23 protein-coding genes are annotated in these 23874 nt (G+C 68.3%); 2 read left to right on the top strand and 21 right to left on the bottom strand.

The window, feature by feature from the left end:
* On the bottom strand, positions 1 to 594 hold the full coding sequence (locus FB475_RS00525; protein ID WP_185758976.1) for a papain-like cysteine protease family protein: 594 nt from the start codon (positions 592 to 594) through the stop codon (positions 1 to 3).
* A gap of 186 nt (positions 595 to 780) precedes the next feature.
* Between FB475_RS00525 and FB475_RS00530 the strand changes: the two genes are divergently transcribed.
* Entirely contained in the window at positions 781 to 1677 is an 897-nt protein-coding gene (locus tag FB475_RS00530; RefSeq protein ID WP_141851452.1) for a hypothetical protein, read from the top strand.
* 3 nt (positions 1678 to 1680) lie between these two features.
* On the opposite strand, the gene FB475_RS37365 is transcribed toward FB475_RS00530, so the two are convergent.
* From FB475_RS37365 to FB475_RS00585, 11 genes are all read right to left on the bottom strand, one after another.
* On the bottom strand, positions 1681 to 2649 hold the full coding sequence (locus tag FB475_RS37365; protein WP_238331887.1) for a hypothetical protein: 969 nt from the start codon (positions 2647 to 2649) through the stop codon (positions 1681 to 1683).
* Between the two features lie 31 nt (positions 2650 to 2680).
* Complete coding sequence (locus tag FB475_RS00540; protein ID WP_420359195.1) at positions 2681 to 5044, bottom strand: RelA/SpoT family protein; 2364 nt, start codon at positions 5042 to 5044, stop codon at positions 2681 to 2683.
* A gap of 132 nt (positions 5045 to 5176) precedes the next feature.
* Positions 5177 to 5716, bottom strand: coding sequence for an adenine phosphoribosyltransferase (locus FB475_RS00545; RefSeq protein ID WP_141851455.1), 540 nt, complete (start codon positions 5714 to 5716; stop codon positions 5177 to 5179).
* The gene (gene secF / locus FB475_RS00550) at positions 5716 to 6942 is read right to left on the bottom strand and encodes a protein translocase subunit SecF (protein WP_141851457.1); all 1227 of its coding nucleotides are present in this window, start codon (positions 6940 to 6942) and stop codon (positions 5716 to 5718) included. The genes FB475_RS00545 and secF overlap by 1 nt, the downstream gene beginning before the upstream one ends.
* Positions 6942 to 8651 carry a protein translocase subunit SecD gene (gene secD, locus FB475_RS00555; RefSeq protein WP_202878374.1) on the bottom strand — a complete coding sequence of 570 codons (1710 nt, stop codon included), beginning with the start codon at positions 8649 to 8651 and terminating at the stop codon, positions 6942 to 6944. The genes secF and secD overlap by 1 nt, the downstream gene beginning before the upstream one ends.
* Positions 8652 to 8785: 134 nt before the next feature.
* Complete coding sequence (yajC, locus tag FB475_RS00560; protein ID WP_141851459.1) at positions 8786 to 9247, bottom strand: preprotein translocase subunit YajC; 462 nt, start codon at positions 9245 to 9247, stop codon at positions 8786 to 8788.
* Between the two features lie 224 nt (positions 9248 to 9471).
* A complete protein-coding gene (gene ruvB / locus FB475_RS00565) occupies positions 9472 to 10521 on the bottom strand; it encodes a Holliday junction branch migration DNA helicase RuvB (protein WP_141851461.1) in 1050 nt (349 codons plus the stop codon).
* A 3-nt stretch (positions 10522 to 10524) separates the two neighbouring features.
* Positions 10525 to 11127: a Holliday junction branch migration protein RuvA gene (gene ruvA, locus FB475_RS00570; RefSeq protein ID WP_141851463.1), complete on the bottom strand. Its 603-nt coding sequence runs from the start codon at positions 11125 to 11127 to the stop codon at positions 10525 to 10527.
* A 30-nt stretch (positions 11128 to 11157) separates the two neighbouring features.
* A complete protein-coding gene (ruvC, locus tag FB475_RS00575) occupies positions 11158 to 11754 on the bottom strand; it encodes a crossover junction endodeoxyribonuclease RuvC (protein WP_141851465.1) in 597 nt (198 codons plus the stop codon).
* An 89-nt stretch (positions 11755 to 11843) separates the two neighbouring features.
* Entirely contained in the window at positions 11844 to 13001 is a 1158-nt protein-coding gene (locus tag FB475_RS00580; RefSeq protein ID WP_141851467.1) for a GNAT family N-acetyltransferase, read from the bottom strand.
* 10 nt (positions 13002 to 13011) lie between these two features.
* Positions 13012 to 13473 (bottom strand): hotdog fold domain-containing protein, encoded by a 462-nt coding sequence (locus tag FB475_RS00585; protein WP_141851469.1) that lies wholly within the window; start codon positions 13471 to 13473, stop codon positions 13012 to 13014.
* A gap of 263 nt (positions 13474 to 13736) precedes the next feature.
* On the opposite strand from FB475_RS00585, the gene FB475_RS00590 reads away from it, so the two are divergent.
* A complete protein-coding gene (locus FB475_RS00590; protein WP_141851471.1) occupies positions 13737 to 14006 on the top strand; it encodes a hypothetical protein in 270 nt (89 codons plus the stop codon).
* 3 nt (positions 14007 to 14009) lie between these two features.
* On the opposite strand, the gene FB475_RS00595 is transcribed toward FB475_RS00590, so the two are convergent.
* From FB475_RS00595 to FB475_RS00635, 9 genes are all read right to left on the bottom strand, one after another.
* Entirely contained in the window at positions 14010 to 15779 is a 1770-nt protein-coding gene (locus FB475_RS00595) for a heparinase II/III family protein (protein WP_141851473.1), read from the bottom strand.
* Positions 15780 to 15791: 12 nt separating this feature from the next.
* Positions 15792 to 16553, bottom strand: a complete 762-nt coding sequence (locus FB475_RS00600) for a YebC/PmpR family DNA-binding transcriptional regulator (RefSeq protein ID WP_141851475.1) — start codon at positions 16551 to 16553, stop codon at positions 15792 to 15794.
* Between the two features lie 32 nt (positions 16554 to 16585).
* Positions 16586 to 17179 carry a pyridoxal 5'-phosphate synthase glutaminase subunit PdxT gene (gene pdxT / locus FB475_RS00605; RefSeq protein WP_141851477.1) on the bottom strand — a complete coding sequence of 198 codons (594 nt, stop codon included), beginning with the start codon at positions 17177 to 17179 and terminating at the stop codon, positions 16586 to 16588.
* Positions 17176 to 17727 carry a DUF6891 domain-containing protein gene (locus FB475_RS00610; RefSeq protein ID WP_141851479.1) on the bottom strand — a complete coding sequence of 184 codons (552 nt, stop codon included), beginning with the start codon at positions 17725 to 17727 and terminating at the stop codon, positions 17176 to 17178. The genes pdxT and FB475_RS00610 overlap by 4 nt, the downstream gene beginning before the upstream one ends.
* A 23-nt stretch (positions 17728 to 17750) precedes the next feature.
* Positions 17751 to 18641 carry a carbohydrate ABC transporter permease gene (locus FB475_RS00615; RefSeq protein WP_141851481.1) on the bottom strand — a complete coding sequence of 297 codons (891 nt, stop codon included), beginning with the start codon at positions 18639 to 18641 and terminating at the stop codon, positions 17751 to 17753.
* Positions 18638 to 19633, bottom strand: a complete 996-nt coding sequence (locus FB475_RS00620) for a carbohydrate ABC transporter permease (RefSeq protein ID WP_238331888.1) — start codon at positions 19631 to 19633, stop codon at positions 18638 to 18640. The genes FB475_RS00615 and FB475_RS00620 overlap by 4 nt, the downstream gene beginning before the upstream one ends.
* Positions 19630 to 21051, bottom strand: a complete 1422-nt coding sequence (gene ngcE / locus FB475_RS00625; protein WP_141851483.1) for an N-acetylglucosamine/diacetylchitobiose ABC transporter substrate-binding protein — start codon at positions 21049 to 21051, stop codon at positions 19630 to 19632. Before ngcE ends, FB475_RS00620 begins: the two co-directional genes overlap by 4 nt.
* Positions 21052 to 21487: 436 nt before the next feature.
* The gene (gene pdxS / locus FB475_RS00630; protein ID WP_141851485.1) at positions 21488 to 22387 is read right to left on the bottom strand and encodes a pyridoxal 5'-phosphate synthase lyase subunit PdxS; all 900 of its coding nucleotides are present in this window, start codon (positions 22385 to 22387) and stop codon (positions 21488 to 21490) included.
* Between the two features lie 72 nt (positions 22388 to 22459).
* Complete coding sequence (locus FB475_RS00635) at positions 22460 to 23812, bottom strand: aminotransferase-like domain-containing protein (RefSeq protein ID WP_141851487.1); 1353 nt, start codon at positions 23810 to 23812, stop codon at positions 22460 to 22462.
* Positions 23813 to 23874: the final 62 nt, after the last annotated feature.

Consider the following 23874-nt stretch of genomic DNA (forward strand, 5'->3'; position numbering starts at 1 on the left):
TCAGGCTCCGATCCGGTACAGGGAATGGGTCCAGGTGAACTGGGAGTTGGACCTGTACCAGCTGTACGTCGAGTAGTTGTACCGCTGGTCGTCCGGCCACGGGTCGTAGTACTCGATCGTCGTGTCGGACGAGTCGTACCCGATGATGTCCATCATGTGTCCGCCGCCCGAGGTCCAGCCGATCCGCGTCATCACCGGGCGGCCGGCCGCGATCTCGGTGACGAGCGTGCTGAAGCCGAGCGTTCCGGAGACGTAACTGCCGGAGCTGATCCCGATCGCCCGGAACGCATTCTGGTCGTTGCCGAGGGTGGCCTGGTTGTTCGGGCAGGTGCCGTTCATCGCGTAGCCGAAGGCAAGGTTGCAGAACTGGTTCTGGCTGTAGGAGTAGCCGTAGAACGCGGCGACACTGTTGCCGCTGGCCGCCCAGCACCAGTTCGTCTTCTGCTGGGCCTGACCGGTGACGTTCAGGTAGTAGCTGGACGGCGCCGCCGCACTGGCGGCCGGGGCGAGCGGCGCCAGCGTGGCGAGTCCGAGGATCGTGGCCAACAGCAACGACCAGAAGCGGCCGGGTCGGCTGGGGCGGAGCCTGCGCATGAGTCCTCCTCTACGAGGTACTGCGGGTTGGGCGGAGTCCATCGTCAGGAGCCGGCCCCGGCGCGGCAAGAACTCGGTGACGGCCCGGTACTGCGGTGTGAACGGCACGCTCGCGTGAACAGTGGGTGATCGGAGAGTGCCGCTGAGTGGTGTGAACGTTTACACTTCCGGCAAGGAGCGTGGGCCATGGTGAAAACCGTCCGAGCACCGGTCCCGGTGGTCACTCCGGAGGCGTCGTTCGCGGACGCCCTCCGGCTGGCGATCGCCCGCCGCGGCCTGGCTCTGAACCGGATCCGGACCCATCTCGCCGACCGCGGACTGCACGTCGGGGTGGCCACTCTCAGCACCTGGCAGAGCGGTCGCCGGATGCCGCGCGATGAATCGCGGGCGATCGTCACGGCGCTCGAGGAGCTCCTCGAAGTACCACCGGGCTGGCTGACCGTACGGATCCCGCCGCCGCGTACGGAGACGCAGCCGTACTCCGTGGTCGACTACGCCGAGGCCCTCTCCCGGATGCTCGACCGGCTTCGGCGGGACGCCCACGGGCGGCTGCGCAACGTCACGGTGCTCGAGGAGGTGCGGGTGGATGCACAGCGGAGCGCCTACCTGCGGCGCGTGTGCCAGAGCGTGGTCGCCGTACAGCCGGTGGATCGGCTGATCATCGCGCACCAGGGCGAGGCCGGTTGCGACGCGGAGCGGCTCGCGCTGCGGGCGGAGAGTGGCTGCCGGACCGGCCGGGTCGCTCGCTCCCCCGAGGCCGGCGCGCTGCTCGGGGAGCTGCTGCTCGACCGGGTGCTCGCGGTCGGCGAGACCGCCGTCGTCCGGTACGAGATCGAGGATCGCAACACGTTGCCCTCCACCGACTACCAGCGGTTCAGCGAGTGGGGCGGGATGCACTACGTCCTGGAGGTCCAGTTCGACCGCGCCGCACTACCGGTCCGCGTCCACGAACTCCGTCGCCGGCACACCGCCGGCCCCAACCTCGTCCAACGCGACCTGATGCTCACCCCCGACGGCCGCGTCCACGTCATCGAACCATCCGCCCCACCCGGCACCATCGGCATCGCCTGGGAGTGGGACTAGCTTCTAGCTCCGGAAGCCGGCGTGGACGTGGTCGTGGTGGGTGCGGTCGGAGAAGAACGCGGTGCCGGAGAGTTGGTACGGGCCCCCGACGTTGTAGGAGCCGAGGGATTCGGCGGTGCGCATGTACGAGGTGACGAGTGAGCGCGGCGTCGACGGGGAGACGACCGCCCGGCCGTTGATCTGCCAGGTGTCGAACGCCCGGCCGCGTGGGTGGTCGCTCGGGCGATCGGTGCCGAAGACATCGATCGGGTGACCGGAGCGGATCACGCTGATGCCGATCCGGTACGTCTTCGCCAGCTCGAGCATCGTCGTCAGCACGCTGTCGTGGACCTGACCCGAGCGGATGTCAGCGGCCGATGCCGGCGGCAACGAAATCTGCTCGCTCGCCAGCACCTGCCGCGCGGCCGCCGACAAGCTCGCCACCGGCGCTCCGGGCTGTGCCGGGTGGGTCGCGGTCACGCGCCAGGTTCCTTGGGGTGATCTGCTAAGGCGTACGTCGACCGTCGTACCGCCGCTGATCAGGCGGTTCGCACGGATCGAGTAGACGCGGCACGGCACGAGCACGCTGGCGGAGTCGCTGAGGATGCCGCCGTACTGCGCGTCGATCACCTCTACCACCGCCCTCGCGCCGTTCGGCTGGAGGAGCTTCACCACGGCAGCCACAGCAAGCCGCTTGACCTCAGGCTCGATCTCGCCCGGCCCAGGAGCCCACGAACGCACCGCCGGCAGCCCGACCGTCGGCGAGGTGGAGGGTGCCGGACTTGTGACGGTCGGGGGTGTGGTGACGGACGGGGCGGCACTCGACGGGGTGTCACTGGACGGGGTGCCACTGGGTGGCGGGGCGCTGGACGGCGGGGCGCTGGACGGCGGGGCGCTGGACGGTCCGGAGGGGCTCGGGTGGTTCTGGGCTGACGAATTGCTGCAGCCGGCCAGCAACCCCGCACCCGCGATCAAGAACACCCGACGCCTCATAGTCGCAGTGTGCCCCGACCCACCAACCGGGCTACTGCGTCACGCGATACACGTCGAACACGCCCTCCACCGACCGAACCGCCTTCAGCACGTGACCGAGATGCGTCGGATCGCCCATTTCGAAGGTGAAACGGGACTTCGCGATCCGGTCGCGCGTCGTCGTCAGCGCCGCGGACAGGATGTTCACGTGGTAGTCCGACAGCACCCGGGTGATGTCCGACAGCAACCGCGCCCGGTCCAGCGCCTCGACCTGGATCGCGACCAGGAACACCGACTGAGCGGTCGGCGCCCACTCGACTTCGACGATCCGCTCCGGCTGGGTCTTCAGGTTCTCCACGTTGGCGCAGTCGGCACGGTGCACCGAGACGCCCGCACCCCGCGTGATCCACCCGATGATCTCGTCACCCGGCACCGGCGTACAGCACCGAGCGAGCTTCGACAGTACGTCGGTCGCGCCCTTGACGATCACACCCGCGTCGCCGCGTGCGGTCCGCTTCCGCCGCTCCCGCGACTGTGGTAGCCGGAGGCCCTCGGCCAGGTCCTCGGCCGCGCCCTCCTCACCGCCGTACGTCTCGATCAGGCGCCGTACGACGGCCTGGGCGCTCACGTGCTGCTCGCCGACCGCGGCGTACAGCCCGGTGACGTCCGGGTACCGCAGAGAGTTGGCGACTGCGGTCAGGGTCTCGTGCGACAGCAGGCGCTGCAGCGGCAGGCCCTCCTTGCGGAGCTGCTTCGCGATCGCGTCCTTGCCCTGCTCGATCGCCTCGTCGCGGCGCTCCTTGGAGAACCAGTGCTTGATCTTGTTCCGCGCGCGGGGGCTCTTGACGAACGTCAGCCAGTCGCGGGACGGACCCGCGCCCTGCGCCTTCGAGGTGAAGACCTCGACGACGTCGCCGTTCTCCAGGGTGCTTTCCAGCGGTACCAGCCGACCGTTGACGCGGGCACCGATACAGCGGTGCCCGACCTCGGTATGGACGGCGTAGGCGAAGTCGACCGGGGACGAACCCGTCGGCAGCGACATCACGTCACCGCGCGGGGTGAAGACGTAGACCTCGGTGTTGTTGATCTCGAACCGCAGCGAGTCCAGGAACTCCGACGGGTCCGAGGTCTCCCGCTGCCAGTCGACCAACTGGCGGACCCAGGGCATGTCGTTCGGGCCGCCGATCTCGGTGCTCGGCGTAGCCGGCACCGCCGAGGTCGGGTCCTCCTTGTACTTCCAGTGCGCTGCGATGCCGTACTCCGCGCGGCGGTGCATCGAGAACGACCGGATCTGCAGCTCGACCGGCTTGCCCTGTGGGCCGATCACGGTCGTGTGCAGCGACTGGTACATGTTGAACTTCGGCATCGCGATGTAGTCCTTGAACCGGCCGGGGACCGGGTTCCAGCGCGCGTGCATGATGCCGAGGGCGGCGTAGCAGTCGCGGACCGACTCGACCAGGACCCGGATGCCGACCAGGTCGTAGATGTCGCCGAACTCGCGGCCGCGGACGATCATCTTCTGGTAGATCGAGTAGTAGTGCTTCGGCCGGCCGGTGACAGTGGCCTTCACCTTGGCCGAGCGCAGGTCCTCGTGCACCTGGTCGATCACGGTGGCCAGGTACTCGTCGCGGGACGGGGCGCGCTCGGCGACCAGCCGGACGATCTCGTCGTACACCTTCGGGTGCAGGGTCGAGAACGCCAGGTCCTCGAGCTCCCACTTGATCGTGTTCATACCGAGCCGGTGCGCCAGCGGGGCGTAGATCTCCAGCGTCTCGCGGGCGATCCGCTCCTGCTTCTCCTGCCGCAGCGAGCCGAGGGTGCGCATGTTGTGCAGCCGGTCGGCCAGCTTGATCACCAGCACCCGGATGTCCTTGGACATCGCGACGACCATCTTGCGGATCGTCTCGGCCTGCGCGGATTCGCCGTACCGCACCTTGTCGAGCTTGGTGACGCCGTCGACGAGCATCGCGATCTCTTCGCCGAAGTCGCGGGTCAGGTCCTCGACCGTGTACGGCGTGTCCTCGACGGTGTCGTGCAGCAGCGCGGCGCACAGCGTGGTCGCGGTCATCCCGAGCTCGGCGAGGATGGTGGCGACCGCGAGCGGATGCGTGATGTACGCGTCGCCGGACTTGCGCATCTGGCCGGTGTGGTACTTCTCCGCGGTCCGGTAGGCGCGCTCGATCATCCCGAGGTCGGCCTTCGGGTGGGTCGCGCGGACCACCCGGAACAGCGGCTCGAGCATCGGCGCCCGGTTCGGGTGCCGGGTGCCGCCGAGACGGGCGAGCCGGGCCCGGACCCGGGCCGGCGCCATCCGCGGCGGTTGGCTGGCAGGCGGCGGCGACGCCGGAGCCGGACGCACCGGTGACGGCGCGCGCGGCGGCTCCTGCGGTACGGCGTTCGGTACCGCAGATGTCATCGCCGGGTCTTCGCCCACGTTTGTGTCCCTCCGCCGACAGGCCACCAGTCTAGAGGCCTTCGTCCAGCCAGGCGGAACCGCCTGTGGACAACACGCCGGGTCACCCGACGGCTGCGGAGAGTGTACCGGGAACTACACCGTCAGCAGTGCGCTGACCTGCTCGCCCTCGAGTCGCTTGCGGCCCGGGAGGAACGACAACTCGATGAGGACCGCCGTACCGGCGACCTCGGCACCGCAGCGGCGGATCAGCCGCAGGCAGGCCTCGACGGTGCCGCCGGTGGCCAGCACGTCGTCGATGACCAGCACCCGGTCCCCCGGCGCGAACGCGTCCTGGTGCACCTCGATGGTCGCCTCGCCGTACTCGAGCGCGTACGACTCCTCGTACGTCGCGGCCGGCAGCTTGCCCTTCTTCCGTACCGGGACGAACCCGGCACCGAGGGCGAGCGCGACCGGGGCGGCGAGGATGAACCCGCGTGCCTCGATCCCGACCACCTTGTCGACCACCGGGTTGCCGTCGTCGTCCTTACCGGCCGCCGCGAGCGCCTCGACCACTTGGCCGAAGCCGGTGTGGTCGGCCAGCAGCGGGGTGATGTCCTTGAACACCACCCCCTGCTGCGGGTAGTCGGGGATGTCGCGGATGCCGTCGGCGAGGACCTGCTCCAGCGACCGCATCACTTACCGCGCTTCGACCGCGGCTTGCGGGTCGGCTGCGGACGCCCGGCGGCCGCCGCCTTCATCGGCCGCGAGGACGGCGCCGGTGCCGCACCGGCCGAACCGGTCGCCCGGTCCGCCTTCCGCGGCGAGTCCTGTACGGCGGACCGCGCGGTCGTCTGTGTGGTCGTCTGTGCGGTCGTGGATGCACCGGCCGGCGCACCCGCGGTCGCCACCTCGGCCGGAGCCGTTGCCGCCTTCGCGGCCTGCGCCTTCTTCGCGGCGACCCGCTTGTTCAGCGCCTGCATGGCCGGCTCGCGCTCCTTGAAGACCGCGAGCAGCGACGGGGCGATGAAGATCGACGAGTACGCACCGACGGCGATACCGACGAACAGCGCCAGCGACAGGTCCTTCAGCGGGCCGGTGCCGAGCACCACGGTGCCGACGACCAGGATCGCGCCGACCGGGAGCAGGGCGGTGACCGTGGTGTTGATCGACCGGACCACGGTCTGGTTGACGGCCAGGTTGGTGGCGTCGGAGTACGTGTAGCGGTTCGACCCGGTGATCCCGCGGGTGTTCTCGCGGACCTTGTCGAACACGACGACCGTGTCGTACAGCGAGTAACCGAGGATCGTCAGGACGCCGATCACAGTCGCCGGCGTGACGTCGAAGCCGACCAGCGCGTACACGCCGACCGTGATGGTGACGTCGTGGATCAGCGCGATGATCGCGGCCAACGAGGCCTTGGCCTCGCGGAAGTACAGCCAGATCACGATGAAGACCAACGCGAGGAACACCACCAGCGCCCAGATCGCCTTGTCGGCGATCTGCTTGCCCCAGGAGGCGCCGATCTGCTGCGAGGTGACCTGGTCGGCCGGGATGCCGGCCTGCTTGCCGATCGCGTCGCGGACCCTGCCGATGTCGGTCTGCTCCAGCGGCTTGGTCTGGACCCGGACCTTCTCGTTGTTGATCGTGGTGACCACCGGGTCGCCGAGGCCCTTGGCGTTGGTGGCCTTCACCGCGTTGGTGAAGTCGTCCACGGTGTGGCTGGTGACCTTGACCTTCGCCTCGTACTCGACGCCGCCACGGAACTCGATACCGAGCGCGAGGCCGCGGGCGAACAGGCCGGCCAACGAGATGATGACCAGCACCGCCGACAGGCTGAACCAGAACTTGCGGTGGCCGATGAAGTCGTAGGAGACCTCACCGCGGTGCAGCTTGGCACCGATCTGTCCGAGCTTCGACATCAGACCTCGCCTCCCACCGGCTTGCGCGTCGACGGCGTCCGGCGCGGCCGGGCCGACGGTTTGGTCTGCCCGGGTAGTCGTTCGACGCCGAGATGCTCCGGATCCAGGCCGGACAGCTTGTGGCCGTGGCCGAAGAAGTCCGTCCGGGCCAGCATCGTGACGACCGGCTTGGTGAACAGGAAGACCACGACCAGGTCGATCAGCGTGGTCAGGCCGAGCGTGAACGCGAAGCCGCGGACGCTGCCGATCGCCAGCACGTACAGCACGATCGCGGCGAGCAGCGAGATCGAGTCGGCGGCGATGATCGTGTGCTTGGCGCGCGCCCAGCCGGTCTCGACCGAGGAGCGCAGGCTGCGGCCCTCACGGACCTCGTCGCGGAGTCGTTCGAAGTAGATGATGAACGAGTCCGCGGTGATACCGACCGCGACGATCAGACCGGCGATACCGGCCAGCGTCAGCGTGAACCCGATCGCCTTGCCGAGCAGGATCACCAGGGTCCCGGTGAGGATGCCGGCCGCGACCAGCGACAGCACCACGACGATGCCGAGTCCGCGGTAGTACAGGAAGCAGAACACGACGACGAGGGCCAGACCGGCGATACCGGCCCAGATACCGGCCGAGAGCTGGTCACCACCGAGCTGCGGGGAGACCGTGTCGACCGAGGAGATCTCGAACTTCACCGGCAGCGAACCGTACTTCAGCACGTTCGCCAGGTCGCGGGCCTCGGACTCGGTGAACGTACCGGTGATCTGCGCCTGACCGCCCGGGATCGGGTTCTCCACGCTCGGGGTCGAGATCGTCACGCCGTCCAGCACGATCGCGAACAGGTTGTTGCCCTGGCCGCGCTGCGAGATCGCCGTGGTGGCCTTGAGGAACTTGTCGCCACCCGAGCCGGTGAACTTCAGGTTGACCTGCCACTGCAGGCCGTTCTGCGGGATGCCGGCGGAGGCGTCGGACAGGTCGGTACCGGCCATGATCGCCGGGCCGAGGAGGTACTTGTACTGACCGGCCTTGTCGCAGGAGAACAGCGGCTTGTTCGGGTCGTCGGCCTGCTTGTCCTTGTCCGCGCACTTGAAGGCCGCGAAGCCCGCCTGGGCGGCGGCGTCCGGCGTCCACTTCAGCGGGTCGGTGCTCGCAGCCGGGGTCGACGGCGTCGTACTCGCCTTCGGGGTGGTACTCGCCTTGGGGGTCGGCGTCGGGGTCGGCGTGGCCTGACCCAGCGCGCTCGTCCAGGCGCGGCCCTTCGGCGTACTGCTCGTGCTCGGCTTGATGGTGGCGCTCGGCGTCACCTTCGCGCTCGGCTTCGGCGTCGTACTGGGCTTCGGCGTCGTGGTCGGCTTGGTCGTCGGGGTCGGCGCCGGGGCGGCTGTGGCCTCCGCGCTGTAGACGATCCGGAAGTACAGCAGGGCGGTCTGACCGACCTGCGACACCAGGGATTCCTTCGTGGCACCGGGTACCGCGACGTTGATGATGTTCGACCCGGAGGTGGTGATGTCGGACTCGGCGACACCGGCTCCGTTCACCCGTTGGCCGATGATGTTCTTCGCCTCGTTCAACTGGTCGGCGGTGACCTTGCCGGCGTCGCCGATCGGCTTGGCGGTCAGCGTGATGGTGGTGCCGCCACGCAGGTCCAGACCGAGTTTGGGCTTCCAGGTCTTGGTCAGCGCCATGATCCCGAACAGCAGAACGACCACCACCAGCAAGGTGATCAGGCTCCGCCCGGGGCGGGATGTCGAAGTCGTTGCCACGTCAGATTCAACCTTTGTGCTTCTGGGCGCGCCGCAGTGTCACTGGATCTCTCACAGGACGCCGGACGGCGCGCCGCAGGCCGGTGGGACGGAAATCAGTTCTCGGTGTGCGTCGGCGGCAGCTTCGGGGTGTCCTGCACCTTGCTGCCGGCCTTGTCCGCACCGGCGTCCGGTACGTCGACCTTCTCGGCCGTGACCGCTTCGTCCGCATCGGCGGTGGTGGCGGTGCTGTCGTCGGCAGCGGCCGGGTCGTCGGCGGCGTCCTCTTCGGGGATCACCCGGCCGATCGCGGCCTTGACCACCTGGACGAGCACGCCCTCGGAGATCTCCAGCGTCACGTAGTCGTCATCGGTCTCCTCGACGATGCCGACCAGACCGCTGGTGGTGATCACCTTGGTGCCGGGCGCGAGCTTGGCGACGGTGTCCGCCTGGCGCTGGCGCTGCTTCTTCTGCGTGCGGCTCATGAACCAGATCATTCCGACGATCAGGATCAGCGGCAGCAGCAGCGTGATGCCGCCACCCCCGGAGGAGGCCATCGGTACGGCGAGGAGTTGCATCGGGTCTCAGAATCCTTCGTCGGGGTCGGTTGTACGGGCGTCCACACGCTCCGCGGAGCACGCGGTCGCAGCGGAAGACCTGGAGGTCAGGCCACCGGGGAGTCTAACCCTGAGCGTCAACAACTGCCTCATGACACCGGGTCACGTTTGAGTTACTCGCTACGGAGTGTCTACGTACCGGCGCCGGCAGTGGTTCCCGGCTCTTCAGTTAGGGGCTGGTCTCCTCAGTCTTCTTCGTCGAAGAGCGTGTCCGCGAAGGTCGCGCCCTTGGGAACCTTCAGGCCGATGTGCCGCCAGGCCGCGGGCGTGGCGACGCGGCCGCGCGGCGTCCGGGCCAGGTAGCCCGATCGGACCAGGAAGGGTTCCGCTACTTCCTCCACGGTCTCACGTTCCTCGCCGACCGCAACCGCCAGCGTGGAAAGACCGACCGGTCCGCCGCCGAACCGTCGGCACAACGCGTCCAGCACCGACCGGTCCAGCCGGTCCAGGCCCATCTTGTCGACCTCGTACAGATCGAGGGCGGCCTTGGAGAGCGCGAGCGTGATGATGCCGTCCGCGCGGACCTCGGCGTAGTCGCGGACCCGGCGGAGCAGCCGGTTCGCGATTCGCGGCGTACCCCGGGAGCGGGAGGCGATCTCGGTCGCGCCCTCCGGGGTGATGTCGACCTCGAGCAGCGCGGCCGAGCGGTTCACGATCTTCTCCAGCTCGGCGGCCTCGTAGAACTCCAGGTGGCCGGTGAACCCGAACCGGTCGCGCAGCGGCCCGGGCAGCAGGCCGGCCCGGGTGGTCGCGCCGACCAGTGTGAACGGTGGGATCTCCAACGGGATCGCGGTCGCGCCGGGCCCCTTGCCGACGATGACGTCGACGCGGAAGTCCTCCATTGCCATGTACAGCAGCTCTTCGGCGGGCCGCGACATCCGGTGGATCTCGTCCAGGAACAGGACTTCGCCCTCGCTGAGCCCGGACAGGATCGCGGCCAGGTCGCCGGCGTGCTGGATCGCCGGACCGCTGGTCACCCGCAGCGGTGCGGACAGCTCGCTGGCGATGATCATCGCCAGCGTCGTCTTCCCCAGCCCGGGCGGGCCGGACAGCAAGACGTGGTCGGGCGCGCGCTTCCGCCCGCGGGCGGCGTGCAGTACGAGCTCGAGCTGTTCGCTGACCCGGCGCTGGCCGCCGAACTCGGCCAGCGATCGTGGGCGGAGCGCCGACTCGATCTTGCGTTCCTCGAGGTCCACCGCATCCGCGGAGACCAGCGGCCGGACGTTGTCTTCCATGGGTTACGCCTTCGAGAGCACGCGGAGCGCGGCCCGCAGCAGGTCGGGGACGGACGGGTTCGGGTTGTCGGCGGCCAGCGGCGACACCGCGGTCACGGCGTCCTCGGCGTCCCGCGCGGACCAGCCGAGGCCGACAAGACCCGCCTGCACCTGATCACGCCACGCCTCCTGCGCCTGCAGCGGCCGCCCGGTCACGGTCTTGGACGGTGCACCGATCTTGTCCTTCAACTCCAGGACGATCCGCTGCGCGCCTTTCTTCCCGATCCCGGGCACCTTCACCAGTACGGCGAGATCCTCGGTCGCGACGGCCTGGCGCAGCTGGTCCGGGCTGAGCACCGCGAGCGCGGCCTGGGCCAGCTTCGGCCCGACCCCGGACGCGGTCTGCAACAGCTCGAACAGGTTCTTCGCGTCGTCGTCGGCGAACCCGTACAACGTCAGCGAGTCCTCGCGAACCACCATCGAGGTGGCGATCCGGGCCTCCTGGCCCGGGCGCAGACCGGCCAGCGTGCCCGGGTCGCAGTACACCTGCAGGCCCACTCCCCCGACTTCGACCACGGCACTGTCGACCCCGATGGCCGCCACCGGTCCACGTACAAAGGCGATCATCGCCAACCTCCCAGCCCGTTCAACTCACACTCACCGCTTGCCCTGCTGCGCCGCCACCGCGGCCCTGAGCCGGGCCACCTGCAGCCGCGCCTGTGCCTGGGCGGCCGCCTCGAGGTTGGTCCGGGTCGTGGCCGCCTGCTGAAGCTTGCTCGCCACCCCACCACGCCAGACCTGGCAGATCGCCAGCGCCAGCGCGTCGGCGGCGTCGGCCGGGGTCGGACGCTCGCTCAGCCGGAGGATCCGGGTCACCATCGTGGTCACCTGTTCCTTGTCGGCGCGGCCCGATCCGGTGACCGCGGCCTTCACCTCGCTCGGCGTGTGCAGCGCCACCGGCAGTCCGCGGCGGGCAGCCACCACCATCGCGATCCCGGACGCCTGCGCCGTCCCCATCACCGTGCGGACGTTGTGCTGCGCGAACACCCGCTCGACCGCGACCGCATCCGGCTGGTACTTCGCGATCCACGCGTCCAGCTCTTCCTCGATCTGGACCAGGCGCCTGGACACGTCCAGCTCGGCCGGCGTCCGGATCACCCCGACGGCGACCAGCGCCGGCGGCTTCCCCGGTGTCCCCTCGACGACGCCGAGGCCGCACCGGGTCAGTCCCGGGTCGACGCCGAGCACCCGCATGGACCACCTCCGAACGTTTGTTCGACAACCCTAGACGGCGGCGGTCCCACGGCCGAAATCGACGCGCCGTGGCCCCGCAGGACGCGAGATCAGAAGTAGTCGAGCATGTACGGCGTCCCGCCGCCGAAGACCGCGTCCAGAGCGGGGTCCTGGTCTTCTCCCCCGGCCATCAGGCTGGCGACCCGGAGCGTGGCCGGCGGCGTACCGGCGTACAGCGCGGCCAATCCTCGTGGACCGAGCCGGACCGCATCGGCCGACGGGTCGGCCGGCTTCAACTGGGCGGCACCGTCGGCGAGCGACAGGTGCCAGTCGCCGGTGTTCGTGGGCAGCTCCGGGTCGTCGATCCGCAGATCCACCTCGAGTACGGCGCCTTCGGGGTAACCGCGGGCTGCGAGAGCGGCCGGGGCGTCGACGAGCCGGAGCATCCAGCGGTTGATCCGCGCGTCGCCCTGCGCCTCGTGCTCGGCGAGCAGGTGGATCGGGTCGGACGGAGCGCAGTACGCGTGCACGGTCGTCGCGATCGACGAACCCGAACCGACCGTGGCCCACAGCGCCCGGGCCGTCTCCTCGGAGCCGGCGATGAGTTCGTCGACGGAGAGGTCGCCGTCGGACCAGCTGTAGACGACGAAGCCGTCCTCGGCCAGGTAGGCGAAGTTGTCCTCGTCCTTGAGCCACGCCTCGATCTCGGACCGCGGCCAGATCAGCGGACCACTCGAACGGCGTACCGCGTGGGCCTTGGACGCCAGCTCCAGGAAGCGGTCGGCGTCGTCGACGCCGGCCTTGCGTACCGCCGTACCTGTGCCGCCCAGCGTCCGCAGATCGGCCGCCTGGAAGGAGAACTTGTACCGGCCGCCGGCGAACTCGTAGCCGAGGTGCCGGTAGAGAACAGTCGTCGCGGGGTACAACGCCGTCAGCGGATAGCCCTTCTCGGCGCAGCGCTTCAGGACGTCCCGCATCATCAGACTGCCCACGCCACGGCCGCGGTACTCCGGGGCGACGACGACGCCGGCCACGCCACCCATCGGGACCCGGCGCCCGCTCCACCACTGCTCGAACGGCCAGATCCGCGCCGCGGCGACGAGGTCGGCACCGTCCATCACCCCGAGGATCCGCTGGTCCGCGACGAACTGCAGCGCGTTCTTCTTCCACTCGTCCCGGTCACCACCTGGGCCGAACGACCTGATCCGTACCTGCCACACCGAGTCGAGCTGTTCCTCGGTGACGTCCACCACCCGCAGTTCAGTCACGCGGGAGACCCTACGTCTTCTTGTCCGTCACCCACAGATGAATTGTCCCCTCGACGACCACCGTGCCGTCGTCCCGCGTCGCCTTCACCTGCACCGGTACGTCGGGACCGGCCGTCCATGTGCCCGGATCGGTCTCGGCCGAGCAGGTGAGGTCGGAGGTCGACTTCGCGAGGTACTTCACTTCCATGCTTTTCGGCAGCCACCGCTTCCCTGCCGGGATCGTCGCCTCCGCGAGCGCCCCCATGGCGGCCTCCAAACCGTTGCACACGGCAATCGCATGCACAGTCCCGATGTGGTTCAGGACGGCCCGCCGCTTGCGCAACCGGAGTGCCGCGTAGTTGGGACTGACCTGAACGAACCGCGGCCGCACGGACCGGAAGTACGGCGCCCGCCAGGTGAACCCCCAGGAAAACACCCGCTCCCCACCCGGCACCCCACGCAACCGCTCCCACAACCCCAGCACCTGACTCATCCCCACATGTTACCCACCAGTCACTTCCCGGTGAAGCTGTCCGCTCGAGAAATGTTCCCGCGGCTAGCAACGTCGCGGCCCGGTCGCACGTCCAGGTGAGGAAACGAGGAGGGTGCGCGATGAAAGAGTTGAGTCTGGGGATCGCCGCCGCGGCCGTGATCGCAGGTGCTCTGTGGGCTGTACTCCCGGAAGCTGCGAGCGGGCCGCGACCGGCGGGCGGCGTGCCTCGGATCGTGAATTCCGATACGGACAGTCCCAGTGGAATGGAGGCTGCGCTCGTCACCACGTTGACCGTCGACGCGAACGGCTGCGTTCGCGGGGGCGGGGGCGTGACGCTCGTGTGGCCGCGTGGGTACACCGTGCGCGGCGACGCACAGTCCTTCCAAGTCCTCGACGGAGGGAACCAGGTGGTCGCGCAGTCAGGTGTACAGCTCACCATCGGCGGCGGTGGCGCCGACAACCTCCGGGACACCTGGACCGACCGGGACTGCGCCGGCGGGCAGCTCTGGATGGTCGGACACGCTTCCCACTAGCAATTAGCTGAAGGTGAGGGTGAGGGTGCCGGTTCGGGTCAGGAGGGGTGGGTGGGCTGTCAGGACGGCGCGGGTTATCTCGGGGCCCCAGATGGTGGCGAGTTTCGGGTCGGTGAGGGGGATGGGCTCGAGTTGGATCAGGAGGTCGCCCTCGTAGCCGATGGTCAGGTTGTCGACGATGATCGTGTGGCCGTCGTGGACCGGGCGGCCGTTGAGGATCAGGTGCCAGACGAGTTCGGTCGGCTCGTTGTCCAGCTCCCATGTGTCGGTCAGCCCGGCCGGCGACAGACTCCGGTGCCAGGAGCGGATGCCTGCCTCGGCGGGGTAGGCGTGCGCGAGGTCCAGGCCCGCGGCGGTCATGCCGGTCGCGCGGTACGAGCGGCCGGCCTGCTGCGAGAAGCCGTTGATCCGCGGCAGGTTGTGGTAGTCGCTCTGCATCGTGAAGATCTCGTAGCGCTCCGGCGAGAACGTCTGCCGGGTGTACGTACCGACGCCGAGGTCGATCACCCGCGGTACGCCGTGCTTCGCGACGACGAATGTCCCGACGTCGTTGTGATTGTGCGACTCGTCGTTGTGCCCGCCCTTCCACGCCAGCAACAACTCGTCCGTCCGCCGGACCACCACCTCGGTCTGCGGAAGGTAGACGTTCTGATCCTCGACGACCTCCTCGTCGACCATCAGCCCCGGTTCGAGCAGCGCGCCGACGACCCGGAGCATCGACGGGATCTGCGGTACCAGCGGATCGTCCTGGCGCCGGATCGCCCGCGCGTGCCGGCGTGCTGCCGGTTCGCCGGTGTGGACGCCCAGCCGATAGAGCGGGTACGCCGCCGAGGGATCGGCCAGCTGCGCCGGGCAGTCCGCGAAGTTCACGTACCACCGGTCGGCGATGTGCATGGCCGGCAGGTACGCCGTGATCGGCCGCAGCTTGGGATGACCGAATCCGTCGAGCCGGCCGGACGTTGCGTCGTACAACAACACCAGGTTGTCCGCGAGCGATCCGCCGGCGCGGGTCCAGTACGAGGCGCCCTCGTCGCAGCCTCCGTCGTCCGGGTACGAGTCCAGGAACACGTCGAGTCCTTGGACGACGAGGTCGACGATCCGGGCGCGCCGTACCGGGTCGGGCTCGAGGAGCAGCGCGCAGGCGGTGATGTTCGAGTGGATCCAGGGGTTCCAGTTGTTGGTGAATCCAACGAGCCAGCGCCAGTCCCGGACCTCGAGGAACGGCGTCAGCACCCGCCGGTCGACCTCGGCCGCGATCCGCCGCCGGGTCGGCTCGTCCAGCACCGGACCCAGCAGGTGCTGCACCCAAGCGAGCAGTCCGCCCGTTTCGGCACAGAACAGATCCAGGTCTCGATCACCCGGCCGCGGCAACGCCTCGCCGCGCGCGATCGCCGACGACGCATGCGCCGGCAGGGTCCACGTCGCCTCGTCGCAGACCAGCCAGACCCCGTCCACCACATCCGCGATCCACCGCTCGGACCCTGTCAACAGAGCGGCCAACGCACTGAGGACGATCCGCCGCCGGCGCTCGAAGTACGGCGTCTCGTAGCTGACGCGGTCGCCCTCGCGCTGATACCGCGCAAAGTCCCGCGCCAACAGCACGGGCCACTCCCGGGCCGCCGTTTTCTCTGCGTCGGCAAGCACCGCGGCCCGGTCGGCCGCAGGCACGTCCGACCAGGCCGAAGCACCGATTCCCGGCAGGAGCTGCCCTACCTCCCCCAGGGTTTGCTCGAGCAACTCGGCCGGCAACAGTTCCCGCAACGTCCGGCCCATCGGCCCGACCTGTCAGCCGACCTCGGCCATGATTTCGTCCGAGACGTCGAAGTTGGCGTAGACGTTCTGGACGTCGTCGCTGTCCTCGAGGGCGTCGATCAGGCGGAAGATCTTGCCGGCGCCGTCGGCGTCCAGTTCCACCGTCATCGACGGGACGAACTGGACGTCGGCGGAGTCGTAGTCGATGCCGGCGTCCTGCAGGGCGGTCCGGGCCGCGACCATGTCGGTGGCCTCGGTGATGATCTCCCAGGAGTCACCGAGGTCGTTCACCTCGTCGGCGCCGGCCTCGAGCACGGCCTCCATCACGTCGTCCTCGGACAGCGACTTACCGTCCTGGTCCTTGGCGACGACGATCACGCCCTTGCGGTTGAACAGGTAGGCGACCGAGTTCGGGTCGGCGAGCGAGCCACCGTTGCGGGACATCGCCGTCCGTACGTCGGCGGCGGCCCGGTTGCGGTTGTCGGTGAGGCACTCGACCAGCATCGCGACGCCGTTCGGGCCGTAGCCCTCGTACATGATCGTCTGGTACTCGGCACCGCCGGCCTCGGCCCCGGAACCACGCTTGACCGCGCGGTCGATGTTGTCGTTCGGGACCGACGACTTCTTCGCCTTCTGGATGGCGTCGTACAGGGTCGGGTTCCCGCCAGGGTCGCCACCGCCCATCCGGGCGGCCACCTCGATGTTCTTGATCAGCTTCGCGAAGAGCTTGCCGCGCTTCGCGTCGATGACGGCCTTCTTGTGCTTCGTGGTGGCCCACTTGGAGTGGCCTGACATGGCGAACCAACCCTTCTGACTGCTACGAACGTCTACCGGCCGCGGACCAGCTCGGCGAAGTAGCCGTGCAGCCTGGCGTCCCCGGTCATCTCCGGATGGAACGACGTGGCCAGCAACCGATCGTGGCGAACCGCGACGATCCTACCTGCGGCCGGGCCCGACCTCACCGTCGAGAGTACCTCGACGTCCTGTCCGACGCGCTCCACCCACGGTGCACGGATGAACACCGCGTGGTACGGCGTGTCCAGCGCCGCGAACTCGAGGTCGGACTCGAACGAGTCGACCTGCCGCCCGAACGCGTTCCGGCGGACCGTCACGTCCAGCCCGCCGAGCGTCTCCTGGCCGGCGATCCCGCCGGTGATCTCGTTGGCCAGCATGATCATCCCTGCGCAGGTCCCGAACACGGGCATCCCGTCCGCGATCCGCTTCTGCAGCGGTTCGAACAGGTCGAACGTCCGGGCCAGTTTGTACATCGTCGTCGACTCGCCGCCCGGCAGCACCATCGCGTCGACCTGCTCGAGCTCCGCGGGCCGACGGACCGCACGCGCCTCGACGCCGACCGACGTCAGCATCGCAAGGTGCTCCCGCACATTGCCCTGCAGTGCGAAGACACCGATCACACTCACAGGGTCACTCTCCGTTGCCAGTTGAGCGTGACCTCGATGCGGCCCTCGTCGAAGACCGCGGGTAGATCGTGCTGGTGCAGGAGCGCCAGTACGTCCTCCAGCAACGGCTCGCCGGGCGCGACGTTGCCGGTGTCGGGATGCCAGAGCTTGAGCTCGAGCATCCCGAAGTCGACCGCGTGCCAGACGTCGGTGTCGGTGAAGAACACCAGCCCGCGCGGGTTGTCGGCGGCCTCGAGCGCCTCGCGGGCGGCGTGGTGATCCGATGTGTACCGGACCACCACCAGCCCGCGGCTCTCCAGCTCGCTCAGGACCGTGTCCAGCCGGTCCGGATCAGTACTTGCCGGCCACCCCGCGGCCTCGGCGTCGAGATCCATCACCGCCTCGCCGATCAGCAGCGGTACCAGCGACGCCGCGTCCATCGACGGCGCGTCCTGTTGCACCGCCTCGGTCAGGGCGGCCGTGATGGCCGCGTGGTCGGCGTACCCCGATCGCACCAGGACGCGGGCCAGGCCACGCAGTTCCCGGGCGGTCCGCTCGTCGACGTGCATACCGCCCAGGTTAGTCGACCGTGCTACTTCACACCGCCGGCGGTCACCGAGACTTGCAGTTGCCGCTGGAAGATGATGTAGACGACCAGTACCGGTGCCACCGTGATCACCACGGCCGCGAACAGTGCACCGAAGTCCACCGCGTACCCGGCCTGGGACGCGAACGACGCCATGCCCTGGGAGAGCACGTAGTTGTTCGAGTTGGTGTTCAGCGCCACGGGCAGCAGGAACTGGTTCCACAATCCGAGGAAGTTGAAGATGGCGACCGACGCCATCCCCGGCCGCGCCATCGGCAGCATCACCGAGAAGAACGACCGCCACTCCCCCGCGCCGTCGATCTGCGCCGCCTCGTACACCTCTCCCGGCAGCGCCTTGAAGAACGCGTGCAGGAAGAACACTGTGAACGGCAACGCGAACGCGACGTAGGTGATGATCAACCCCGGCAGGGTGTTCAGCAGCGCGAGATTCTTCAGCACGAAGAACAGCGGCACGATCGCCAGGAAGACCGGGAACGTCAGTCCGGCCAGCATCGAGTAGTAGATCAGCCGGTTGCCGGGGAACGTGAACCTGGCCAGCACGTACGCGCACATCGCGCCGAGGATCATCACCAGCACCAGCGAGGAGCCGACGACGATCACGGTGTTCAGGAAGTACCGGCCGATACCGGCTGTGGTCCAGGCGTTCGCGTAGTTGCTGAACCGGAGCTTGTGCGGCAGCGACAGCGGGTTGCCCAGCACCTCCTGGGTCGACTTGAACGAGGACAGCAGGGTCCACAGCAGCGGCAGGATGACCAGCAGCGACCACACGATCAGCGCGATGTGGGCGGTGGTGGCGACTCCCTTGCCTTCCCGGGATCCCTTGCCGGAGGCACGGGGCGCGGCCACCACGCCGGCCCGGTCGGCGGTTGTCGTCATCGGCGTACCTTTCGCTCACGTCCGCCGGTCAGGGCGTTCACCAGGAAGACCAGCAGCGCGAACAGCATCGTCACGGCGGCCAGGATCACACCCATCGCGGTGGAGTAGCCGAACTGACCCTTGCTGAACGCCGTGGTGAACAGTTGCTGCGGCATGACCAGTGTCGAGTTCTGCGGGCCACCGCCGGGGTTCAGCGCCTGCATGTACACGAAGGCGTCGAGGGCGGCGATCCCGAGGTAGATGTACGCCGTCTGCACGTTGTCGCGGATCAGCGGCAGGGTGAGGAACACCGCGGTCCGGAACCGGCCGGCGCCGTCGATCCGGGCCGCCTCGAACACCTCCGGGTCGATGCCCCGGATGGCGGCGATGAACAGCACCATGTAGAAGCCGACGAAGCCCCAGATCATCACGAACATCGAGGCCGGCATCGCGGTCCGGGCGTCACCGAGCCAGGCGTAGTTCTCGAACTGGTGCAGCCCGATCTTCGACAGCACCGCGTCCAGGATGCCCGAGGCCGGGGTGAACACCTGGGCCCAGATCAGGCCGATCACGATCGCCGGGATCACGTACGGGAAGAACGACACGATCCGGTAGAAGCCGGAGTTCCGCAGCCCGCGGACCGTACCGGTGCCCGAACCGCCGATCGTCACCAGCGTGGCCAGCGTCAGCGCCAGCACGATGGTCACGAGCGGTACGACGATCGCGAGCTCGATGTTGTTGCGGACGGCCTTCAGGAAGATGTCGTCGTGGAACAGCTTCACGTAGTTGTCGAAGCCGACGAAGTTCATTCCCGAGCTGAAGCCGGACCAGTCGGTCAGCGAGTACCACAGCGCCTGGACGAACGGCGAGACCACGAAGATCACGAAGACCGCGAGCGGCAGTCCGAGGAACACGACCATGAAGCTGACCCGGTCGAAGGTCAGCGGGCGGCGGCGCCGGCGGGCGGACCTTTTCGGTCCGCCCTCCGTCACGACATCTTGCGTGATGGTCACTTGGTGACCGGAATCTTCTTGATGGAGCTGTCGTTGCGCACCTTGTCGGTGATCTGCTGCAGGCCCTTGGTCAGGCCGGCCGCGTCCAGCTGACCGGACAGGAACGAGTTCCAGACCACGAGCTGGTCGGTGTTCATGCCGTACAGGCCGAACACCTGGTAGTCGAAGACGTTGGTGCCGGCCGCGTCCAGCATCTGCGTCTGCGACTGCAGAGCGGTCGAGCCGAAACCGTCCGCGGGCACCAGACCCTTGACGATCGTCGGCGCGAGCCGGGTCTTGGCGAAGTTGGTCGCCGCGTCCTTGGACAGCATGGCCCGCAGCAGCTCCTTGCCACCGGCAACGTTCTTGCCCTTCGACGGCACGATGAACGGCTCGCCGGCCGCGCTCCGCAGCGACTCCCACGGCAGCTTCGGGCTGGAGGTGAGCGTGGGCTCCGGGATGCCCTTCATGTCGAAGCCGGCCTTGGTGGCCTTCTTCATCTCGTTCTCGATCCAGGAACCCGACGGGTACAGGATCGCCTGCTGGTCGTTGCTCCACTTGGCCTGCGCGGCGGTGAACTGCGTACCGGCGCCGCCGGGGACGAAGTACCCGTTCTTGACCATGGTCTCCATGGCCTTGAACACGCCCTGGAGCTGCGGCAGCGACCAGCAGTTCTCCTTGAGGTTCTCCAGCGCCAGCCGGACCTCGTCGCCACCCTCCTTGATCGCGGAGTCGACGGCCAGGGTGTGGTAGTACGTCGCGGCTTCCTTGCCCCAGACGAACAGGTACTTGCCCTTCGCCTTGGCCTTCGCGCCGAGGTCGAGCAGCTCGTCGTACGTCTTCGGCGGGGTCCAGCCGTTCGCCTTGAACAGGCTGTCGGAGTACCACAGGCCGTAGAGGGTGAGTACGTAGTTCATGGCAACGAACTTGCCGTCGAACGTACCGGGGTTCTTGGCGCCCGGGTACAGCGTGTCGGCGATCTTCTTGCCCTCGTAGTTGTTGGCCTCGAAGACGTCGTCCAGGGTCTCCAGCTGATCCAGGATCGTGTTGAAGCCGATCTGGTTCGCGCCGGAGTTGTCGATCAGGTCCGGCGGGTTGCCGCCGACGAAGCGCGGCTGCAGCTGCTGGGCGATCTGCGTGGACGGCGACACCTTGACCGTCGAGCCCGAGTGCTTCTGCTGCACGATGTTGGCCGCGAACGACACGTAGTCGTAGCCGTAGCCGCCGTTGAAGATGACCGCGTCGACGGTCGACTTGTCCGCCATCCCGAACGGGTTGTCCGCGCTCTTCGTGCCGCCCTGCTGCGAGCCGCTGTTGCTGTTGTTGTTGTTGCCACTGGTCGCGCAACTGGCGAGTGCACCGCCAAGGGGAAGCACCGCGGCCGCCGCCAGGCTCCCTCGCAGGAGACTCCGACGTCCGATCTTGCTGGTCTCGCTCATGTGGTCCTGCCTCTTCTCACTAGATTCCCGACGGTGCTGTTGGCACCTGCCCCTTGTGGTGAGCGTCCCCCGGTCCGTAGGCGGCCAGCGCTCGGCGCGGCTGGAAGCTCTGAAATCCAGCCACACGGTCAGCAGCAGTACGCACTCGAACGCGCACTGCTCGCTCAAGTAGTTTCGCATTGTCTTTGCCAAAGTCGTTCGGCGTCAAGCCTTCGAGCGGCGAGTCGTGAACCGGTGCCGCAACCCCGAAGTCCCTTGTAAAACACACGCTCCCACGCTTGCCGTACTCCACCCGGACCGCGACCGACGCGCCCAATCCGATCCCATTTCGTAACCTCATGGCAAGTGGATAGCTGCTCGAAAAGGCAGAAACCCGATCACCGGCGTGCAGCCAGTGATCGGGTCTCTTGAGTATGTCTTTACTTACCAGCCGCAGTTACCAGCCGCGTTCGGCGAGGCGGTGCGGCTGCGGGATCTCGTCGACGTTGATGCCGACCATGGCCTCGCCCAGGCCGCGGGAGACCTTGGCGATCACGTCGGGGTCGTCGTGGAAGGTGGTTGCCTTGACGATCGCCTCGGCGCGCTGGGCCGGGTTGCCCGACTTGAAGATGCCGGAGCCGACGAACACGCCCTCGGCGCCCAGTTGCATCATCATCGCGGCGTCGGCCGGAGTGGCGATGCCGCCGGCCGTGAACAGCACGACCGGGAGCTTGCCGAGCTGGGCGACCTCCTTGACCAGCTCGTACGGCGCCTGCAGCTCCTTGGCCGCGACGTACAGCTCGTCCTCGGGCAGGCTCTGCAGCTTGCGGATCTCCTGGCGGATCTGCCGCATGTGGGTGGTGGCGTTGGATACGTCACCGGTACCGGCCTCACCCTTGGAGCGGATCATCGCCGCGCCCTCGGTGATCCGGCGGAGCGCCTCGCCGAGGTTGGTCGCGCCGCAGACGAACGGGACGGTGAAGTTCCACTTGTCGATGTGGTTCGCGTAGTCGGCCGGGGTGAGCACCTCGGACTCGTCGATGTAGTCGACGCCGAGGCTCTGCAGCACCTGCGCCTCGACGAAGTGGCCGATCCGGGCCTTGGCCATCACCGGGATCGAGACCGCGTTGATGATCGAGTCGATCATGTCCGGGTCGCTCATCCGGGACACGCCGCCCTGGGCGCGGATGTCGGCCGGGACCCGCTCCAGCGCCATCACCGCGACCGCGCCGGCGTCCTCGGCGATCTTGGCCTGCTCGGCGGTGACGACGTCCATGATCACGCCGCCCTTGAGCATCTCCGCCATGCCGCGCTTGACCTTGGCGGTCCCGGTCGCGGGCGTCTGGTTCTCGGTCACTGCATCCTCCTGGTCGTGGGCCTCGGTTCCAGGTTAGGAGGCATCGGGCAATTGACTTCAGTCCACTCCGAATCAAGTGGACTGAAGCGCATCGCCGAGCCGGGCGACCACGAGCCGCAGCGTGGCGGGTGGTGCGGTGAATGGGATGCGGATGTGCCGCCGGTCCGTCGCCTCCGGCGTGAACAGGTCGCCAGCGCCGAGCAGCAGGCCCTGTTCGCGGGCCGCGTCGAGGACGCGGCGGGCTCTGGTCTCGGTCAATTCGAGCCAGAGCGTCATGCCGCCGGTCGGAGTGGGCCACGCCACACCGTCGAGGGTCCGCAGTCCGGCCTCGAGCGCGTTCAGGTTGGCGCGCAGCCGGGTACGTCGTCGTCCGATCACTTTGTCCAACTTCGGCACGATCGCCTGCGCCAGCAGATCATCCAGCGCACTGGGCGAGGCAACGCTCAACTGGGCCGCCGTATTGATCCGCCGCCGCAGCTGCTTTCCCGTCCGCACCCACCCCACCCTCAGACCACCCCACACTGTCTTGGACAGCGATCCAACACTCACGGTCCTGGGATATCGGCTCAGCGGCTCGGCCTGCATCCCGTTCGCCAACCACAGCGGCCGCATCGTCTCGTCACTGATCAACGCCGCTCCATAACGACGCGCGATCTCCACGACGGCCTGCCGCCGATCAGCAGGCAGACTCAGTCCGGTCGGATTGTGGTTGTCCGCCTGCAGATAGATGACTTTCGGTCGATGCCGTCGGCAAAGATGCGCCAACTGGTCGGTGTCCCACACCCCAGCCGGCCACCCGGCCACATCGAGCCGATGCTTGCGCAACAGGTCGAAGGCAGCCGGGTACGTCGGTGTCTCGGTGATCGCCACACCTGGCCCCAGGTCCAACCCTGCGAGCGCCGCGTTGAGACCCGCCGCCGCGCCCACGGTCAGCGTCAGCTGCTCAGGCTCGGTAGGCACGCCCTCTTTGGTGAGGCGGTCGGCCAATGCGGCTCTCAGTTCCTGCGAGCCGCCGGGCGGCGGTCCGTCACCGCCCATCGCCTGGGGTAGCCCGTCCTGCACGATCTGCGCCGCCGCCTCGGCGACATCGTGCGGTGCGGCGGTCGTCGCGAAGCGCAGATCCAGTACTGGCCGGTCGCCCGGCGTCACCGTCGACGCGGGCGCCACCGGGTCGAGCAGGCGGTCCAGTGGGCGTACGACGGTCCCGGATCCGCGTTTCGTTTCCAGTACGCCGTCCCGCCGCAGGTTCTCCAGCGCACGGACCACGGTCACCCGGCTGACGCCCAGGCGTTCGGCGAGTACCCGTTCCGAGGGCAGGCGGGAGCCGATCGAGAGGTCGCCGCGCTCGATCCGCCGCAGTACCAGCCCCTCGACCTGCTCGGTCTTGGTGCCGTCTGCCGTATCCAGGTCCCCCACCCGCCACATAAGTCCAGCTTCCCACAACTGGCCTGATGAGCGCGGAGTGTCCGTCGTGGGTGCTTGGATTC

The sequence above is a fragment of the Kribbella jejuensis genome (assembly GCF_006715085.1).
GTDB lineage: Bacteria > Actinomycetota > Actinomycetes > Propionibacteriales > Kribbellaceae > Kribbella > Kribbella jejuensis.

What these genes read in the sequence shown, in the direction of transcription:
- FB475_RS00615 (WP_141851481.1), bottom strand. Translation starts at nt 18,641, where the DNA reads ATGACGACAACCGCCGACCGGGCCGGCGTGGTGGCCGCGCCCCGTGCC.
- FB475_RS00595 (WP_141851473.1), bottom strand. Translation starts at nt 15,779, where the DNA reads ATGGGCCGGACGTTGCGGGAACTGTTGCCGGCCGAGTTGCTCGAGCAA.
- yajC (WP_141851459.1), bottom strand. Translation starts at nt 9,247, where the DNA reads ATGCAACTCCTCGCCGTACCGATGGCCTCCTCCGGGGGTGGCGGCATC.
- ruvC (WP_141851465.1), bottom strand. Translation starts at nt 11,754, where the DNA reads ATGCGGGTGCTCGGCGTCGACCCGGGACTGACCCGGTGCGGCCTCGGC.
- FB475_RS00610 (WP_141851479.1), bottom strand. Translation starts at nt 17,727, where the DNA reads ATGCACGTCGACGAGCGGACCGCCCGGGAACTGCGTGGCCTGGCCCGC.
- FB475_RS00590 (WP_141851471.1), top strand. Translation starts at nt 13,737, where the DNA reads ATGGAGGCTGCGCTCGTCACCACGTTGACCGTCGACGCGAACGGCTGC.
- ngcE (WP_141851483.1), bottom strand. Translation starts at nt 21,051, where the DNA reads ATGAGCGAGACCAGCAAGATCGGACGTCGGAGTCTCCTGCGAGGGAGC.
- FB475_RS00600 (WP_141851475.1), bottom strand. Translation starts at nt 16,553, where the DNA reads ATGTCAGGCCACTCCAAGTGGGCCACCACGAAGCACAAGAAGGCCGTC.
- ruvB (WP_141851461.1), bottom strand. Translation starts at nt 10,521, where the DNA reads ATGGAAGACAACGTCCGGCCGCTGGTCTCCGCGGATGCGGTGGACCTC.
- secF (WP_141851457.1), bottom strand. Translation starts at nt 6,942, where the DNA reads ATGTCGAAGCTCGGACAGATCGGTGCCAAGCTGCACCGCGGTGAGGTC.
- FB475_RS00530 (WP_141851452.1), top strand. Translation starts at nt 781, where the DNA reads ATGGTGAAAACCGTCCGAGCACCGGTCCCGGTGGTCACTCCGGAGGCG.
- ruvA (WP_141851463.1), bottom strand. Translation starts at nt 11,127, where the DNA reads ATGATCGCCTTTGTACGTGGACCGGTGGCGGCCATCGGGGTCGACAGT.
- FB475_RS37365 (WP_238331887.1), bottom strand. Translation starts at nt 2,649, where the DNA reads ATGAGGCGTCGGGTGTTCTTGATCGCGGGTGCGGGGTTGCTGGCCGGC.
- FB475_RS00585 (WP_141851469.1), bottom strand. Translation starts at nt 13,473, where the DNA reads ATGAGTCAGGTGCTGGGGTTGTGGGAGCGGTTGCGTGGGGTGCCGGGT.
- FB475_RS00545 (WP_141851455.1), bottom strand. Translation starts at nt 5,716, where the DNA reads ATGCGGTCGCTGGAGCAGGTCCTCGCCGACGGCATCCGCGACATCCCC.
- FB475_RS00525 (WP_185758976.1), bottom strand. Translation starts at nt 594, where the DNA reads ATGCGCAGGCTCCGCCCCAGCCGACCCGGCCGCTTCTGGTCGTTGCTG.
- FB475_RS00540 (WP_420359195.1), bottom strand. Translation starts at nt 5,044, where the DNA reads ATGACATCTGCGGTACCGAACGCCGTACCGCAGGAGCCGCCGCGCGCG.
- FB475_RS00635 (WP_141851487.1), bottom strand. Translation starts at nt 23,812, where the DNA reads ATGTGGCGGGTGGGGGACCTGGATACGGCAGACGGCACCAAGACCGAG.